This is a genomic window from Aeromicrobium sp. (assembly GCF_023146395.1).
Lineage (GTDB): Bacteria > Actinomycetota > Actinomycetes > Propionibacteriales > Nocardioidaceae > Aeromicrobium.
Map to the genome: position 1 here is coordinate 44,426 of NZ_JAGLCD010000017.1, position 13,582 is coordinate 58,007.

A 13,582-nucleotide genomic window follows, 5' to 3' on the forward strand; every position below is an offset into this window, starting at 1 on the left:
CCGCGGAGTCTATCGACGCCCGTTCCGGACCAGCTCCGCCACGGTGGCCACCAGGTGGTCCGGGTCGAACGGCTTGACGAGGTAGGCGTCGACGCCGGCGTCCCAGCCGCGCTGGACCGAGGCGGGATGGCCCTGCGTCGTCACCATGATCACCGTGAGGTCCCGCAGGGCAGGATCGGCGCGGATCGCCTGGGTCGCGGCGAGGCCGTCCATGCGCGGCATCATGACGTCGATCGTGACGGCGTCCGGCAGCGACGCGCTCCCGCGCAGGATCTCGAGGGCGTCCACACCGTCGAACGCCTCCTCGACCTCGAATCCGGCGAGCTCGAGATTCATCCGGATGAGGAACCGGATCGAGGCGGTGTCGTCGACGACCAGCACGCGTCGGCCGGTCCCGGCGCCCGTCAGCTCCTCCACCTGTCTCACGGTATCGGCGGTCCGGTAGGCTCGGCGCGGAAACGGACGGTCCGGTGCACGCTGCCGGGCCCCGGGCCCCCGTAGCTCAGGGGATAGAGCGCCGCCCTCCGGAGGCGGAAGCGCAGGTTCGAATCCTGCCGGGGGTACTCGCTGGACGAGGGCCCGGACCCCAGCGGTCCGGGCCCTCTGTCGTGTCACGGGCCGATCGGCGTCGGACCGCGGAGCCCCGGTCTGGCGCCGAGCGGTCGTGACCAGCGCCCCTCGGCTTGCCTCGCACCGTGCGAGGGTCGCTAGCGTCGCGCACATGCGGGTCTCCGAGCTCTCCGACCGGACGGGCGTGTCCATCCACCGTCTCCGGCGGTGGGAGTCGTCCGGACTGCTGCACGCCCAGCGCGATCCCCACGGCGTCCGCCGCTTCGACGAGACCGCCGTCCGCGTCGTGACGTTCGTGGCCATGGCGCGTGACCTGGGCTTCGGCCTCGACCACATCGGGCGGCTCGTGCCGGACTTCGCCGCGGGCCGGCTCAGCATCGACGAGCTGGTCGAGCACCTGCAGACCCGTCTGACCGAGATCGACACGCAGATCACCGACCTCGAGGACCAGCGCCGACGCGTCGTCGACCACGTCGCGTGGTTCGACGCCCGACGCCCCATCACCCCCACCTCCGCCGCCCCGACCCCCAAGGAGCCCCCGTGAACGCCGCCGAGTCCCACCCCCTCATCGATCCTGACCTGGCCTTCATCCGCGACGCCGTCGCCGAGATGCCGATCGCGCGCACGCTCGGGGTCGAGATCGTCGAGGTGCGTCGCGGCCACGTCGAGCTGCGCACCCCCATCGCCGAGTCGATGACCTTCCGTCCCGGGCAGCTGCAGGCCGCCGCGGTGTTCGCCGCCGGGGACTGCGCGGCCGTGGCAGCGGCCGGGACGCTGGTGGGCCCGGGCTCCTGGGCGGCGACGATCGACGGCACGATCAAGCTCGTCGCGCCGGCCACCGGCACCGGTCTGCGCGCCGTCGGCCGGGTCGTCTCCGCCGGGCGGCTGCTCACGACGTGTGCGGCGGACGTCTTCGCGGTCGACGGCGACGAGGAGCGACTCTGCGCCACGTGGCTCGGCACGGCCCGTACGATGGCGCCTCGCCTGGACTGAGGCCGGTCCGACGCTCTGCCCGGACACGGCGCGGGGTCAGGTGAGGGAGTCGTCCAGGAACTGCACGACCTGCTGCGCGAAGACGTCGTTGTCGTCGCCAGCCACCATGTGCCCTGCCTTGGCCTCGCGCACCGTGGCGTGCGGGATGAGCCGCTGCAGCTCCTCGGCCCCCTCGGCCGACACGACGTCGGACTGGGTGCCGCGCACCAGCATCGTCGGCGCCACGACGCTCGCCGCGGCGGCCTTCAGCCGCTCGTGCTGGGTGGCCCGACTGGGCTCGTCGCGCACCGTCAGGAAGGCGGGGTCCCAGTGCCAGTGCCAGCGACCGTCGTCCCACTGGCGGACGTTCTTGCGCAGCCCGTCGAGATTGCGGGGCCGTGGCCGGTGCGGGTTGTAGGCGGCGATCGCGTCTGCGACCTCCTCGAGCGAGGCGAACCCGTCGGGTGCAGAGGCCATGAAGTCGAGGATCCGCTGCACCCCCGCCGGCTCCACCTGGGGCGCGACGTCGACGAGCACGAGCGCTCGAGCGACCACGGCCTTCTCCCCGACGGCCACCAAGGACGTGATGCCGCCCATGGACGCGCCGACCAGCACGGGTTCGACGGCGAGCCCCGTGACGACCTGGGCCAGGTCCGCGACGAGAGCGTCCATCGAGTAGTCGCCGTCGGGCGCCCAGGCGCTGTCGCCGTGACCGCGAGCGTCCAGAGCGATCGTCGTCCAGCCCGCGGCCGCGAAGCGCGCACCGCTGCGGTGCCACGAGTGCCGCGTCTGCCCACCGCCGTGGAGCAGGAGCACGACGCCCTGCTCGTCGCTCGCCACCCATCGGTCGGCCGCGAGACCGCCCGCGAGCCCCGGCAGGTGGAGCTGCTCCGATCCCACGGTTCCTCCGCTCGACGCACCTGAGCACGACCGACGGTCGTCGGCCGCACGCAACGCCTCGCACGGTAGCCGACCGCGGCCGGTGGTCAGCGCCCGGCTGCGAGAAGCTCCGCCAGGGTCAGCGGCGCGCGGCCGGTCAGGTCTCGGACGTCGCCGGAGACCAGGTCCTGCTCCCCCGACGCGATCGAGGTGTAGGTCGAGACCCAGGCGTCGAGCTGCCAGTCGGGCGCCCCGTACACCGCCCGGGAGGCGTACGCCTCGGTGACGGTCTCGTCGTGGAAGCGCACGTCGGTGCCGGTGACGGCACCGATCGTCGCGGCCACCTCGGCCATCGTCAGCGACTCGCGACCCGTCAGCTCGTACGTCCGACCGCGGTGGGCCTGCGGGTCCTGCAGCACCGCCGCGGCGCACCGCGCGACATCGGCCCGCGCCACCGGCGCGTAGCGTCCCTGGCCGGCAGGGCCACGGATGACGCCGTCCTCACCGACCAGGTGCGGGGCGAGGTCGAGGTAGAAGGAGTCGCGCAGGAACGTCCAGTCCAGTCCCGACCCACGGAGGTGCTCCTCGGTCGCCCCGTGGTCGCGCGCCAGCGTGAACTCGGCCTGCGGCCCTGCCGCGTGGAAGGACGTGTAGACCACGTGCCGCACGCCGGCCCGGGCCGCGGCGTCGATGAAGGCACGGTGCTGCTCGACACGGTCGGCGCTCTCGTGCGCCGAGACCATGAAGAGGAGCTCGACCCCCGCGAGCGCCGCCGCGCAGGACCTGGGGTCGGCATAGTCCGCAGCGCGCACCTCGGCACCGGGGAGCGCCGGCGCACGGTCGGGAGCGCGCGCCAGGAGTCGTTGCGACGCGCCGGCCTCGGCCGGCAGGCGGGCCACCGCACCGCCCACGGCGCCGGTGCACCCGGTCACGGCGACGACGGGAACGGTCACGCACTTCCTCCTCGGTCGGGCTGTGCCCGCCACCCTAGGCTGGCCGCATGTCTCGCGCCCGGATCCCTGTCCTCGCGGTGGCCGTCCTGCTCCCGCTGCTCGTCCTGGCAGCCCTGGTCGTGCGCCCCGTACCGGCGGACCCGACGGACGCCCCGGTCGTGCTGGTGGCCGACCCGATCGTGGCCGGCGGCCTGCTCGACGTCCTGGAGTCCGACGGCGACCGGACGCTCGAGGTGCTGACCGGGACCACGATCGAGTCGGCGCGCCAGCTGGTCGAGGACGGCATCGTCATCGCCGCGGTCAGGGTCGACCTGGAGTCGGCGAGCGACGTGCTCTACGTGGCCGGAGCGAACGGCTCGCAGGTCAACGATCCGGTCGTCACCGCGATCACGGACCTGCTCGACACGTTCGACCGGGACGTCGCGGTGCTGGACGTGCACCCGGCCGACGTCCCTGTCGCCACGCCGGGAATTCTGGTGGGCACGGGCCTGGTGCTCGGCGTCGTGCTGATGCTCGTGCGCCAGTGGGGCGCACGCGTGCGTCGCGGCGCTCGGCCGCCCCGACACCTGGCGGAGCGCATCGGCACCGATGCGCTGCTGTACGGCGTGACGCTGGGCCTCGCCGCGGTCGCCCTCGGCCTGCCCGGGTCGCCGCCGCTGTGGATCGTGCTGGGCACCGCCGTGGTCGTCGCCGCCGCGACGATCACGGCCACGGCGGTCCGCACGATCGGCCCCTGGGGTCTCGGCGTCGTCGCGGCCCTGTTCCTGCTCCCGATCTGGGTCCTGGTCCGTGCACCGCACCCGCTGCTGCTCCCGGCCGGGTTCGAGGCGGTCGGTCAGTGGATGCCGCACGGCGCGGCTGCCGAGATCACCCAGCGCATGGCCCTGTTCGGCGACGCCGCCAGCACCCGCCCCTGGATCGTGCTGCTCGGATGGGCCGTCGCGGGCGCCCTCGCGCTCGCCCTGACCCGCCGTGCCGCACCGACCGAGCCTGCCGAGCCCGCCGCCATCGAGGGCTGAGACCCCGGTCAGAGGAGCCCCTCCTCGCGGAGCCAGCGCTCGGTCCGAGCCATGCCGACGGCGAGGTCGACCTGCGGCTCGTAGCCGAGCAGGCGACGGGCCTTGTCGATCGAGTACGTCCCGGTGCGACAGAAGTACCGCACCGCCACGGGGCTGATCTCGGTCGCCGGGTCGATCAGGCGGGCCGGCACCGCAGCGCCGGCGGCGATCGCGAGCGCGAGCGGTGTCGGCAGCAGCACGGGCCGGCGGCCGAGCATCCGGTGGTAGTGGCCGAAGAACTCCGCCGTCGTGACACCCACACCGCCTGCCAGCGTGAAGACGTGCCCGACCGCTTCCGGCCGCAGGGTCGCCCGGCTGACTCCCTCGATTAGGTCGTCGACGTAGACCGGACTGTGGATGCCGCGTCCGTGGGCCGGGAGGAAGAACTGACGTCTACGGATCAGCTCGACCGGCAGCAGGGTCCACGGACGCGATCCGGGCCCGTAGACGTCGCCCGGCCGCACGATCGTGACGCCGATCTGCCCGGCCGCGTGAGCCTGCAGCACGACCTGCTCGGACGCGATGCGTGTGTCGACGTACGGATTGCCGTCAGGCCGGACGGGATGGTCCTCGGTCACGCCGTCGGGGAATCCGAGGTCCGAGAAGACACGGATCGACGACAGGTGCACGAACCGGGTGACGCCGGCAGCGACCGCGGCGTCGAGCACGTGTCGGGTGCCGACGACGTTGACCTGCCAGGCCTGGTCGAGGCTGGGCGAGTTGGAGACGATCGCTGCGGTGTGGACCACGACGTCCACGCCCTCGAGCTGGTCCCGCCACCCGTCGGGCTCGCCGACGTTCCCAGCCACGACGCCTCGAGCCGGATCGGCAACCAGGTCGACGCCCCAGGTCTCGTGGCCGTCGGCGGCGAACCGCTCGATCAGGTGTCGTCCGATGAAGCCGCTCGCGCCTGTCACGAAGATCCGCATGGGGGCAGTGTGACCGCCGCCGGACCATCTGACAGCCATTCCGGTCAGATCGGGCGCTTATCCTCCTCACGTGGACCGCACCCGGGAGCTCGCCCTCGTCGCCGTGGGCGGAGCCGTCGGCACGCTCGTCCGGTACGCGCTCGACGACTGGGTCGGTGCCGTCCAGGATCTTCCGCTGTCGACGCTCCTGGTCAACCTCCTGGGATCGCTCGCGCTCGGCGTGCTCGTCGGTGCCGGCGTGCCAGAGCGGCTCCGGCTGCTGCTCGGCACCGGCCTGCTCGGCGGCTTCACGACCTACAGCGCGTTCGCGGTGCAGGTGCAGGACCTCGGGTCCCGCGGCGATCTCCTGCTCGGTGCCGGCTACGCCCTCGTGACGGTGGCGGGCGGCTTCGCGCTGGCCGTCGTCGGCCTCCGGTGGGGGCGACGGTGAGCGGGTCCGCCCTGGCCCTGGGCGTGGCCCTCGCGGGCGGCCTCGGCGCCGGGCTCCGACACCTCGTCGACCAGCTGGTTCCGGCCCGTGAGCGGCTTCCCTGGGCGCTGCTCGTCATCAACACGACCGGCTCGTTCTGCCTCGGCGTCCTGGTCTCGGTGTGCACCACGCCCGGGTGGCACGCCGTCGTGGGCACGGGCCTGCTCGGTGGCTACACGACGTTCAGCTCGGCAAGCCTCGACGCCGCGGTCCGCTGGATCGACACCGGCCGGGGCGACGCGCTGCGTTCTGCCGGTCTGATGGCCCTGACCTGCGTCGTCGCGGCGGTCGCCGGGGTCGCGATCGGAGCCTGAGCCGTCGCGGCCGGCCGACCGGCCTGTCGGTAGCGTGGGGCCCATGACGAGCGAGCACCCCGGCGCCCACGCCTTCGGACTGGCCACCCTCACCGAGGACGCCACGGTCCTCGACGTCTGGTACCCCGAGCCGCGCCTCGGTGCCCCCGGCGAGCACGATCACGAGCCCGAGATGCTCACCGCGGCCGAGCGCGACGACGCCGTCCGCGGCGTGCGCGTCGTCGTGGTCCACACGGTCATCGACGACCTCGCCGAGGCCCCGACCGACGCCTACGACGTCTACCTGCGCCTGCACCTGCTCTCGCACCGCCTGGTCCGGCCGCACGGCCAGAGCCTCGAGGGCATCTTCGGACTCCTCAGCAACGTCGCGTGGACCTCGCTGGGACCGGTCGCCGTCCCCGAGCTCGACGTCACGCGTGCCCGGGCCCGCGCGCACGGCCACCACCTGGCAGTCACGAGCGTCGACAAGTTCCCGCGCATGACCGACTACGTCGTGCCGTCCGGCGTCCGCATCGCCGATGCCGATCGCGTGCGCCTCGGCGCGCACCTCGCCGAGGGCACGACCGTCATGCACGAGGGCTTCGTGAACTTCAACGCCGGCACGCTGGGCCATGCGATGGTCGAGGGCCGCATCTCGGCCGGCGTCGTCGTCGGCCACGGCAGCGACGTGGGCGGCGGTGCATCGATCATGGGCACACTCTCCGGCGGCGGCTCGCAGGTCATCAGCATCGGCGAGAACAGCCTCCTGGGCGCGAACTCCGGCGTGGGCATCAGCCTCGGCGACGACTGCGTCGTGGCCGCCGGCTGCTACGTCACGGCCGGCAGCAAGGTCACACTGCCGGACGGCAGCGTGGTCAAGGCCGCGGACCTGTCGGGCCAGGACGGCCTGCTGTTCCTGCTGAACTCCGAGACCGGCCGGCTGGAGGCCCGTCCCCGCGGTGACCGCGCCGGCATCGAGCTCAACGCCGACCTGCACGCCAACTGATCGGGAGCACCACCACCTCGTGAAGCTGCGCTGGCTGCTCGCCGGAGCCCTCGGCCTGACGGTCGTCACGGTCGCCGCGACGCTGCACGACCGTGAGCCCAGCCGGGCCGAGTACTGCGTCGCCGACGTCGAGGGCACCCGGGCGCAGATCGACCTCGAGCAGGCGCGCTGGACCTCGCTCATGGCCGCGATGGCCCAGAACCGGGGCCTGCCCCCGCGGGCCACGACGATCGCGATCGCAACGGCGTACCAGGAGTCGCGGATCCACAACATCGACTACGGTGACCGCGACTCGATCGGACTGTTCCAGCAACGCCCCTCCCAGGGGTGGGGAACCGTCGAGGAGATCCTGCAGCCGCCCTACTCCATCGGGAAGTTCTACGACGGCCTCGTCGAGATCCCCGACTACACGACGCTCGAGATCACGGTGGCAGCCCAGGCCGTGCAGCGTTCCGCCTTCCCGCGGGCCTACGCCCAGCACGAGCCGGCCTCGCGGTCACTCGCCTCGTCGCTGCGGGGCTACAGTCCGGCGGCGTTCACGTGCCAGCTCAACGAGTCAGGCGTCGGCAGCGCCACCGCGGTGCTCGCCGACGTCAATGCCGCCTTCGGCGATCTCGGCGGCGCGGTCACGGGAGACGAGGTCGTCACCCGGTTCACGGGGCCACCGGAGGACACCCGCATCCGGGGCTGGGCACTGGCGCACTACGCCGTGGCCAACGCCTCGCACCTGGGCATCACGAGCGTCTCCTTCGACGGTCGGCGCTGGAGCGTCGCCGACTCCCCCGAGGGCTGGACCTCATCGCCCGACGCCGCCGCCGACACCGTCGTGATCCGGACTCGCTGAGCCCGGGTCACCCGATGTCGCGGCGGAACGTCGTGGACCGGCCCACGACGGCCAGGACCGCGATGTAGGCGACCATCACGACGGCCCCGCCCCACTGCGGGAGCAGGTCGGTGCCGCCGCCCTCGCCCCCGAACGAGCTGAAGAAGCTCGACCCGAGCACGGCGTCGGCCGCCGCACCCGGGAGGAACTTCGAGACCTCGCTCGTGGCGTCGAACGCGCCAAGCGCGACACGCGCGATCGGCTCGATGAGCTGGGTGAACGCCAGCACCACGACGATCGCCGCGACCTGGTTGGTCAGGACTGAGCCGAACGCGACTCCCATCATGGTCCAGAGCGCCATCACGACGACCGACAGCACCAAGGTCTCGATGACCTCGCCGTCACCGAGGAACGCGCCGTCGCCTGACAGCGCGAGCACCGGGCCACCCACGGCCACCACGGTGCCGGTCGCCAGGACTCCGTACGCCAGACCGAGCGGGATGCTCGACACGAGCTTCGCGACGAGCAGCACCGACCGGCGCGGCTCGACCAGGAGGCTTCCGGTGATGGTCTTGTGCCGGAACTCCGCCGTGACCGCGAGGCTGCCGACGACCAGCGGGAAGACGTAGCCGATCGGGCTGGTCAGCGCGTAGATGCTCTGGGCGACCTCCCGCGGCGACAGGAAGTCGCTCGGCTGGGAGGAGGACCCGGTGTCGACCGTGAGCGAGAACGCGAAGACGCCGGCGATGAAGGCCAGGTACGCGACCATCACGAGGGCGAGGACCCACCACAACCGGGTCGAGAAGAACTTGCGGGACTCCGCGACGAGTGCCGTGATCATGCCGCACCTCCGTTCGGACCCGGCGCCGCCGGCGGGGGCGGCGGGGCCACGTCGGCAGACGACGGGCCGCCGAAGTGGGTCGTCGGGGCGTCCGAGGACTCGGTGAGGCGCAGGAAGACCGCTTCGAGGTCGGCGCCGTGGTCGGCGAGCTGGTGCACCTCGAGGTTCGCCGCGTGGAGCGCCGCACCGATCTCGGCGGCGTCGACGTCGTGGACGACGTGGTGCTCCAGGTGCGGGTCGACCCGCCATCCCCGCTCGTTCAGCACGCGGTCGGCAGCCTGGTAGTCGGCCGTGCGCACGAGCACGTCGCGCGACGCGAGCTGCTCGAACTCGGTGAGCGTGGAGGCGTGGATGAGCCTGCCGCTGCCGATCACGACGACGTCGTCGACCGACTGCTGCACCTCGGCCAGCACGTGGCTCGAGACGAGCACGGTGCGCCCGTCGGCCGCGAGCGCGCGCAGGAGCCCGCGGAGCCAGGCGATGCCCTGCGGGTCGAGCCCGTTGGCGGGCTCGTCGAGGATGATGATCGACGGATCGCCCAGCAGCGACGCCGCCAGCCCGAGGCGTTGTCGCATGCCCATCGAGTAGCCGCCGACGCGCCGCTTCTTGGCGCCCTCGAGGCCCACCAGCTCCAGGACCTCGTGGCAGCGCGCATCGGGCACCCCGACCTGCGGGGCCAGGGTGCGCAGGTGACCCAGGCCCGTGCGGCCGGGGTGGAAGCTCGACGCCTCCAGTGCCGCGCCGACGAGCTGGGCCGGGCGCCGGATGGTGCGGTACTCGCTCTCCCCGACGATCGCGCGGCCCGAGGTCGGCTGCATGAGCCCCAGGAGCATGCGCAACGTCGTGGTCTTGCCCGATCCGTTGGGCCCGAGGAATCCCGTGACCCGGCCCGGCGCGACCGCGAACGAGAGGTCGTCGACGGCGGTGACGGCGCCGAAGCGCTTCGTCAGGTGCTCGATGGTGATGGCAGGTGCGGTCACGACTCCCCCGTCGTCGTCAGCTGGTCCACCCCGACCTTAGCGAGGATCGCGGCAGACCCGATCTCGACCCGCGCCGGGCGCGGGTCGAGATCGGGTCACACGCGGCGTCTCAGGCGGGCGAACCGTGCGGGATCGTGACCCCGACGGCGCGGTTGGCCGCCGAGACGACGGCCTCGAGCGAGGCCCGCACGATGTTGGCGTGGATGCCCACGCCCCACACGATCTCGCCCGCGATCTCGCACTCGACGTACGCGGCGGCATGCGCGTCGCCGCCGGCGGAGAGGGCGTGCTCGGAGTAGTCGAGCACCCGGATCTCGGCGCCGGCCTGGCGCATCCCGTCGACGAAGGCGTCGACGGGGCCGTTGCCCTCTCCCTTGAAGGAGCGGGTCTCGCCACGCACCACGAGGTCGACGACCTGCTGGTCGCGACCGTCGACCGAGGTCGTGGAGCTGAACGAGGTCAGGGCGTACGGCTCGGAGCGCTCCAGGTACTCGGTGCGGAACGTCGACCAGATGGTGGCGGCGTCGATCTCGCCGGCGTCGCCCTCCGACAGGTTCTGGATGACCCGGCTGAACTCGATCTGCAGACGCCTCGGGAGGTCGAGCTGGTGCTCGGACCGCAGGATGTACGCGACGCCGCCCTTGCCGGACTGGCTGTTGACGCGGATGACCGCCTCGTAGCTGCGCCCCACGTCGTGCGGGTCGATCGGCAGGTAGGGCGCCTCCCACGGGATCTCCGAGACCGGCACGCCCTGGGCGGCCGCCTCGCGGTCGAGCGCCTCCAACCCCTTCTTGATCGCGTCCTGGTGCGAGCCGGAGAACGCGGTGTAGACCAGGTCGCCCGCGTACGGGTGGCGCGGGTGCACGGGCAGGTTGGTGCAGTACTCGACGGTGCGCCGCACCTCGTCGATGTCGGAGAAGTCGATCTGCGGGTCGATGCCCTGGCTGAACAGGTTCATGCCCAGCGTCACCAGGTCGACGTTGCCGGTGCGCTCGCCGTGACCGAACAGGCAGCCCTCGACCCGGTCCGCACCCGCCATGAGGGCCAGCTCGGTGGCCGCCACCGCGGTGCCACGGTCGTTGTGCGGGTGCAGGCTGATCGCGACGTTCTCGCGACGGCTGACGTTCCGGCTGAACCACTCGATCTGGTCGGCGTACGTGTTGGGCGTGGCCATCTCGACCGTGGCCGGCAGGTTGAGGATGATCTCGCGGCCGTCCTCGGGCTGCCAGACGTCCATCACGGCCTCGCTGACCTCGAGCGAGAACTCCAGCTCCGCGCCCGTGAAGATCTCGGGGCTGTACTGGTAGCCGAACTCGGTACCGGGCATGTTCTGCTCGGCGTGCTTCATGACGAGCTCGGTACCCCGCGTGGCGATGGCCCGCACCTCGTCGCGCGAGGCGTTGAACACGACGCGACGAAACATCGGAGCAACGGCGTTGTAGAGGTGGATGTTCGCCCGCTTGGCCCCGGCCAGGGACTGGGTCGTGCGCTCGATCAGGTCCTCACGAGCCTGGGTCAGCACCGAGATCGTGACGTTGTCGGGGATCAGGTCGCCCTCGATCAGCGAACGGATGAACTCGAACTCGGTCTCGGAGGCCGAGGGGAAGCCGACCTCGATCTCCTGGTAGCCCATGCGCACGAGCAGGTCGAACATGCGCCGCTTGCGCACGGGGGTCATGGGGTCGATGAGGGCCTGGTTGCCGTCACGCAGGTCGGTCGACAACCAGCGTGGGGCCCTGGTGATGACCTGGCCGGGCCAGGTGCGGTCGGGCAGGTCGATCGGCGGGAACGCCGTGTAGCGCCCGACGGGCATGGCGGAGGGGGTCTGCGGAGAGACGATGTTGTTCTTCATGCTCGGAATCCTCGAAAAATGGGTGCGGTCTCAAGCGGTCGGCGACGACGAGACCCCGCGGCGAGGTGTCCGACCTGATCAGACCTCGACGCGGCAGCGAAGGAGCCCTTCGACGGGGCTCAGGAGAACGAGATTCGCGATACGCATGTCCCGGCTAGCGTAGCAGCATGACGACCCCCAGCTCCGCGGACTCCGACCTCTCCACCACCGGCGCCTACGTGAAGGCTGGCGCCGACTTCGACCGCGACATGGACTACATCCCCGACCGGATCACGCGCGACTCCGCCGACTGGCCCGTCGAACCCGGTCGGTACCGCCTCGTCGCGGCCAAGGCCTGTCCGTGGGCCAACCGCGCCATCATCGTGCGGCAGCTCCTCGGCCTCGAGGATGTCATCAGCCTCGGCCTGGCCGGGCCGACGCACGACCGGCGGAGCTGGACCTTCGACCTCGACCCCGGTGGTGTCGACCCGGTGCTGGGGTACGAGCGCCTGCAGGAGGCGTACTTCGCACGCTTCCCGGCCTACCCCAAGGGCATCACGGTGCCCGCGATGGTCGACGTGCCCACCAAGCAGGTCGTCACGAACGACTTCCCCTGGATCACGCACGACCTGTTCTTCGAGTGGCAGGAGTTCCACCGCCCGGACGCACCGAACCTCTGGCCGGACGACGTCCGCGAGGAGATGGAGTCGGTCATGAAGCGGGTCTTCACCGAGGTCAACAACGGCGTGTACCGCTGCGGGTTCGCCGGGTCCCAGGAGACCTACGAGGCGGCGTACGAGCGGCTCTGGACCGCGCTCGACTGGCTCGAGGACCGCCTGGCCGACCGCCGGTACCTGATGGGCGACACGATCACGGAGGCCGACGTGCGCCTCTTCACGACGCTGGCGCGCTTCGACGCGGTCTACCACGGCCACTTCAAGTGCAACCGCAACAAGCTCACCGAGATGACGAACCTCTGGGGCTACGCACGGGACCTGTTCCAGACGCCCGGCTTCGGCGACAACACCAACTTCGACCAGATCAAGGCGCACTACTACGTCGTGCAGACCGACATCAACCCGACGCAGATCGTGCCGCAGGGGCCCGACCCGTCGGTGTGGCAGACCCCGCACGGGCGCGACCGCCTCTGAGGCGACGGCCCCGGATCAGGCGCGGAGCCGCTGCGTGATGCGGGCGGCGGCCTGCGCGACCTGGGCCCCGAGGTCGTCGAAGCGCGACGGCTCGATGCGGCTCGAGGGGCCGGAGATCGAGACCGCCGCGACCGGGGATCCGGTGTGGTCCAGCACCGGCGCTCCGAGCGAGCTGATGCCGGAGGACAGCCCGCCGACGTTGACCGACCAGCCGCGCTCGCGGATGTGCGCGAGCTCGTCGCGGATCCGGTCGGGATCGGTCAGCGAGTCGGGGGTGCGGGGCACGAGCGGGCCGTCGAGGTAGCGGTCGATCCGCCCGGCGTCGCAGGCCGACAGGAAGGCGAGGCCCGTCGCCGAGGCGTGCAACGGGATCCGCTCCCCCAGGGGGAGGAAGGCCCGGAGCGAGTGCGCGGTGTCGAGGCGCTCCAGCAGCACGAGCTCGTCGCCGTCGGGGGCGACGAGGTGGATCGTCTCGGTCGTCGACAACTGCAGCTCGTGCATGACCGGCACCGCGACGTCGCGCAGACTCTCGCGCGCGCCCATGCCGCCCGTGACCGAGAGGGCCCGCAGCGTCATGCTCCAGCGCGTCGGCGCCGAGGAGGACGACTCCGCCCACCCCACCTCCTGCAGCGTGAGCAGGCAGCGCTGGACGGTGCTCTTGGGCAGCTCGACCTCGCGGGCCAGCTCGGAGAGCCCCACGGGCTGCAGGCGGGCGACGCCCTCGAGCACCCGGAACGCGGAGACGACGCTCGTCGTGGCCATATTTGCCTTTCGCGGGAAGTGTGTTCTACGTTACATCGTACGGTCCACCAGTTAGACCATTGTGC

At 71.9% G+C, this 13,582-nt stretch carries 16 protein-coding genes and 1 tRNA gene; 9 read left to right on the forward strand and 8 right to left on the reverse strand.

Features of this window, described 5'->3' with window-relative positions:
- Positions 1-9: 9 nt before the first annotated feature.
- A complete protein-coding gene (locus KAG51_RS12150; protein ID WP_290584033.1) occupies positions 10-417 on the reverse strand; it encodes a response regulator in 408 nt (135 codons plus the stop codon).
- Between the two features lie 74 nt (positions 418-491).
- Here KAG51_RS12150 and KAG51_RS12155 point away from each other — a divergent pair.
- From KAG51_RS12155 to KAG51_RS12165, 3 genes are all read left to right on the forward strand, one after another.
- Positions 492-563 (forward strand) — tRNA-Arg (locus tag KAG51_RS12155).
- Between the two features lie 158 nt (positions 564-721).
- The gene (locus tag KAG51_RS12160; protein ID WP_290584035.1) at positions 722-1,114 is read left to right on the forward strand and encodes a MerR family transcriptional regulator; all 393 of its coding nucleotides are present in this window, start codon (positions 722-724) and stop codon (positions 1,112-1,114) included.
- Entirely contained in the window at positions 1,111-1,563 is a 453-nt protein-coding gene (locus tag KAG51_RS12165) for a PaaI family thioesterase (RefSeq protein WP_290584037.1), read from the forward strand. The genes KAG51_RS12160 and KAG51_RS12165 overlap by 4 nt, the downstream gene beginning before the upstream one ends.
- 36 nt (positions 1,564-1,599) lie before the next feature.
- Here the strand turns inward: KAG51_RS12165 and KAG51_RS12170 are convergent, their stop codons facing one another.
- Together KAG51_RS12170 and KAG51_RS12175 are read right to left on the reverse strand one after the other, a co-directional pair.
- The gene (locus tag KAG51_RS12170; RefSeq protein ID WP_290584039.1) at positions 1,600-2,442 is read right to left on the reverse strand and encodes an alpha/beta hydrolase; all 843 of its coding nucleotides are present in this window, start codon (positions 2,440-2,442) and stop codon (positions 1,600-1,602) included.
- 86 nt (positions 2,443-2,528) lie between these two features.
- Positions 2,529-3,374, reverse strand: coding sequence for an SDR family oxidoreductase (locus KAG51_RS12175; RefSeq protein ID WP_290584041.1), 846 nt, complete (start codon positions 3,372-3,374; stop codon positions 2,529-2,531).
- A gap of 47 nt (positions 3,375-3,421) precedes the next feature.
- On the opposite strand from KAG51_RS12175, the gene KAG51_RS12180 reads away from it, so the two are divergent.
- On the forward strand, positions 3,422-4,393 hold the full coding sequence (locus KAG51_RS12180; RefSeq protein ID WP_290584043.1) for a hypothetical protein: 972 nt from the start codon (positions 3,422-3,424) through the stop codon (positions 4,391-4,393).
- Between the two features lie 8 nt (positions 4,394-4,401).
- Here the strand turns inward: KAG51_RS12180 and KAG51_RS12185 are convergent, their stop codons facing one another.
- Positions 4,402-5,361, reverse strand: a complete 960-nt coding sequence (locus tag KAG51_RS12185) for an NAD-dependent epimerase/dehydratase family protein (RefSeq protein WP_290584045.1) — start codon at positions 5,359-5,361, stop codon at positions 4,402-4,404.
- A 70-nt stretch (positions 5,362-5,431) separates the two neighbouring features.
- On the opposite strand from KAG51_RS12185, the gene KAG51_RS12190 reads away from it, so the two are divergent.
- From KAG51_RS12190 to KAG51_RS12205, 4 genes are read left to right on the forward strand one after another with little or no spacing between them, the layout of a single operon-like run.
- Positions 5,432-5,791 (forward strand): CrcB family protein, encoded by a 360-nt coding sequence (locus KAG51_RS12190; RefSeq protein WP_290584047.1) that lies wholly within the window; start codon positions 5,432-5,434, stop codon positions 5,789-5,791.
- Positions 5,788-6,144 (forward strand): CrcB family protein, encoded by a 357-nt coding sequence (locus KAG51_RS12195; RefSeq protein WP_290584049.1) that lies wholly within the window; start codon positions 5,788-5,790, stop codon positions 6,142-6,144. The genes KAG51_RS12190 and KAG51_RS12195 overlap by 4 nt, the downstream gene beginning before the upstream one ends.
- Before the next feature lie 43 nt (positions 6,145-6,187).
- A complete protein-coding gene (gene dapD, locus KAG51_RS12200) occupies positions 6,188-7,129 on the forward strand; it encodes a 2,3,4,5-tetrahydropyridine-2,6-dicarboxylate N-succinyltransferase (protein WP_290584051.1) in 942 nt (313 codons plus the stop codon).
- Positions 7,130-7,148: 19 nt separating this feature from the next.
- Positions 7,149-7,973: a hypothetical protein gene (locus KAG51_RS12205; RefSeq protein WP_290584053.1), complete on the forward strand. Its 825-nt coding sequence runs from the start codon at positions 7,149-7,151 to the stop codon at positions 7,971-7,973.
- Positions 7,974-7,980: 7 nt separating this feature from the next.
- Here the strand turns inward: KAG51_RS12205 and KAG51_RS12210 are convergent, their stop codons facing one another.
- The 3 genes from KAG51_RS12210 to leuA form a co-directional block, all read right to left on the reverse strand.
- A complete protein-coding gene (locus tag KAG51_RS12210; protein WP_290584055.1) occupies positions 7,981-8,793 on the reverse strand; it encodes an ABC transporter permease subunit in 813 nt (270 codons plus the stop codon).
- Positions 8,790-9,773: an ATP-binding cassette domain-containing protein gene (locus tag KAG51_RS12215; RefSeq protein WP_290584057.1), complete on the reverse strand. Its 984-nt coding sequence runs from the start codon at positions 9,771-9,773 to the stop codon at positions 8,790-8,792. Before KAG51_RS12215 ends, KAG51_RS12210 begins: the two co-directional genes overlap by 4 nt.
- A 109-nt stretch (positions 9,774-9,882) precedes the next feature.
- Positions 9,883-11,625 (reverse strand): 2-isopropylmalate synthase, encoded by a 1,743-nt coding sequence (gene leuA, locus KAG51_RS12220; RefSeq protein WP_290584059.1) that lies wholly within the window; start codon positions 11,623-11,625, stop codon positions 9,883-9,885.
- Positions 11,626-11,792: 167 nt separating this feature from the next.
- Here leuA and KAG51_RS12225 point away from each other — a divergent pair, with 167 nt between their 5' ends.
- A complete protein-coding gene (locus KAG51_RS12225) occupies positions 11,793-12,755 on the forward strand; it encodes a glutathione S-transferase C-terminal domain-containing protein (protein ID WP_290584061.1) in 963 nt (320 codons plus the stop codon).
- A 15-nt stretch (positions 12,756-12,770) separates the two neighbouring features.
- Here KAG51_RS12225 and KAG51_RS12230 read toward each other — a convergent pair whose 3' ends face one another.
- Positions 12,771-13,517, reverse strand: coding sequence for an IclR family transcriptional regulator (locus KAG51_RS12230; protein WP_290584063.1), 747 nt, complete (start codon positions 13,515-13,517; stop codon positions 12,771-12,773).
- Between the last annotated feature and the right edge of the window lie 65 nt (positions 13,518-13,582).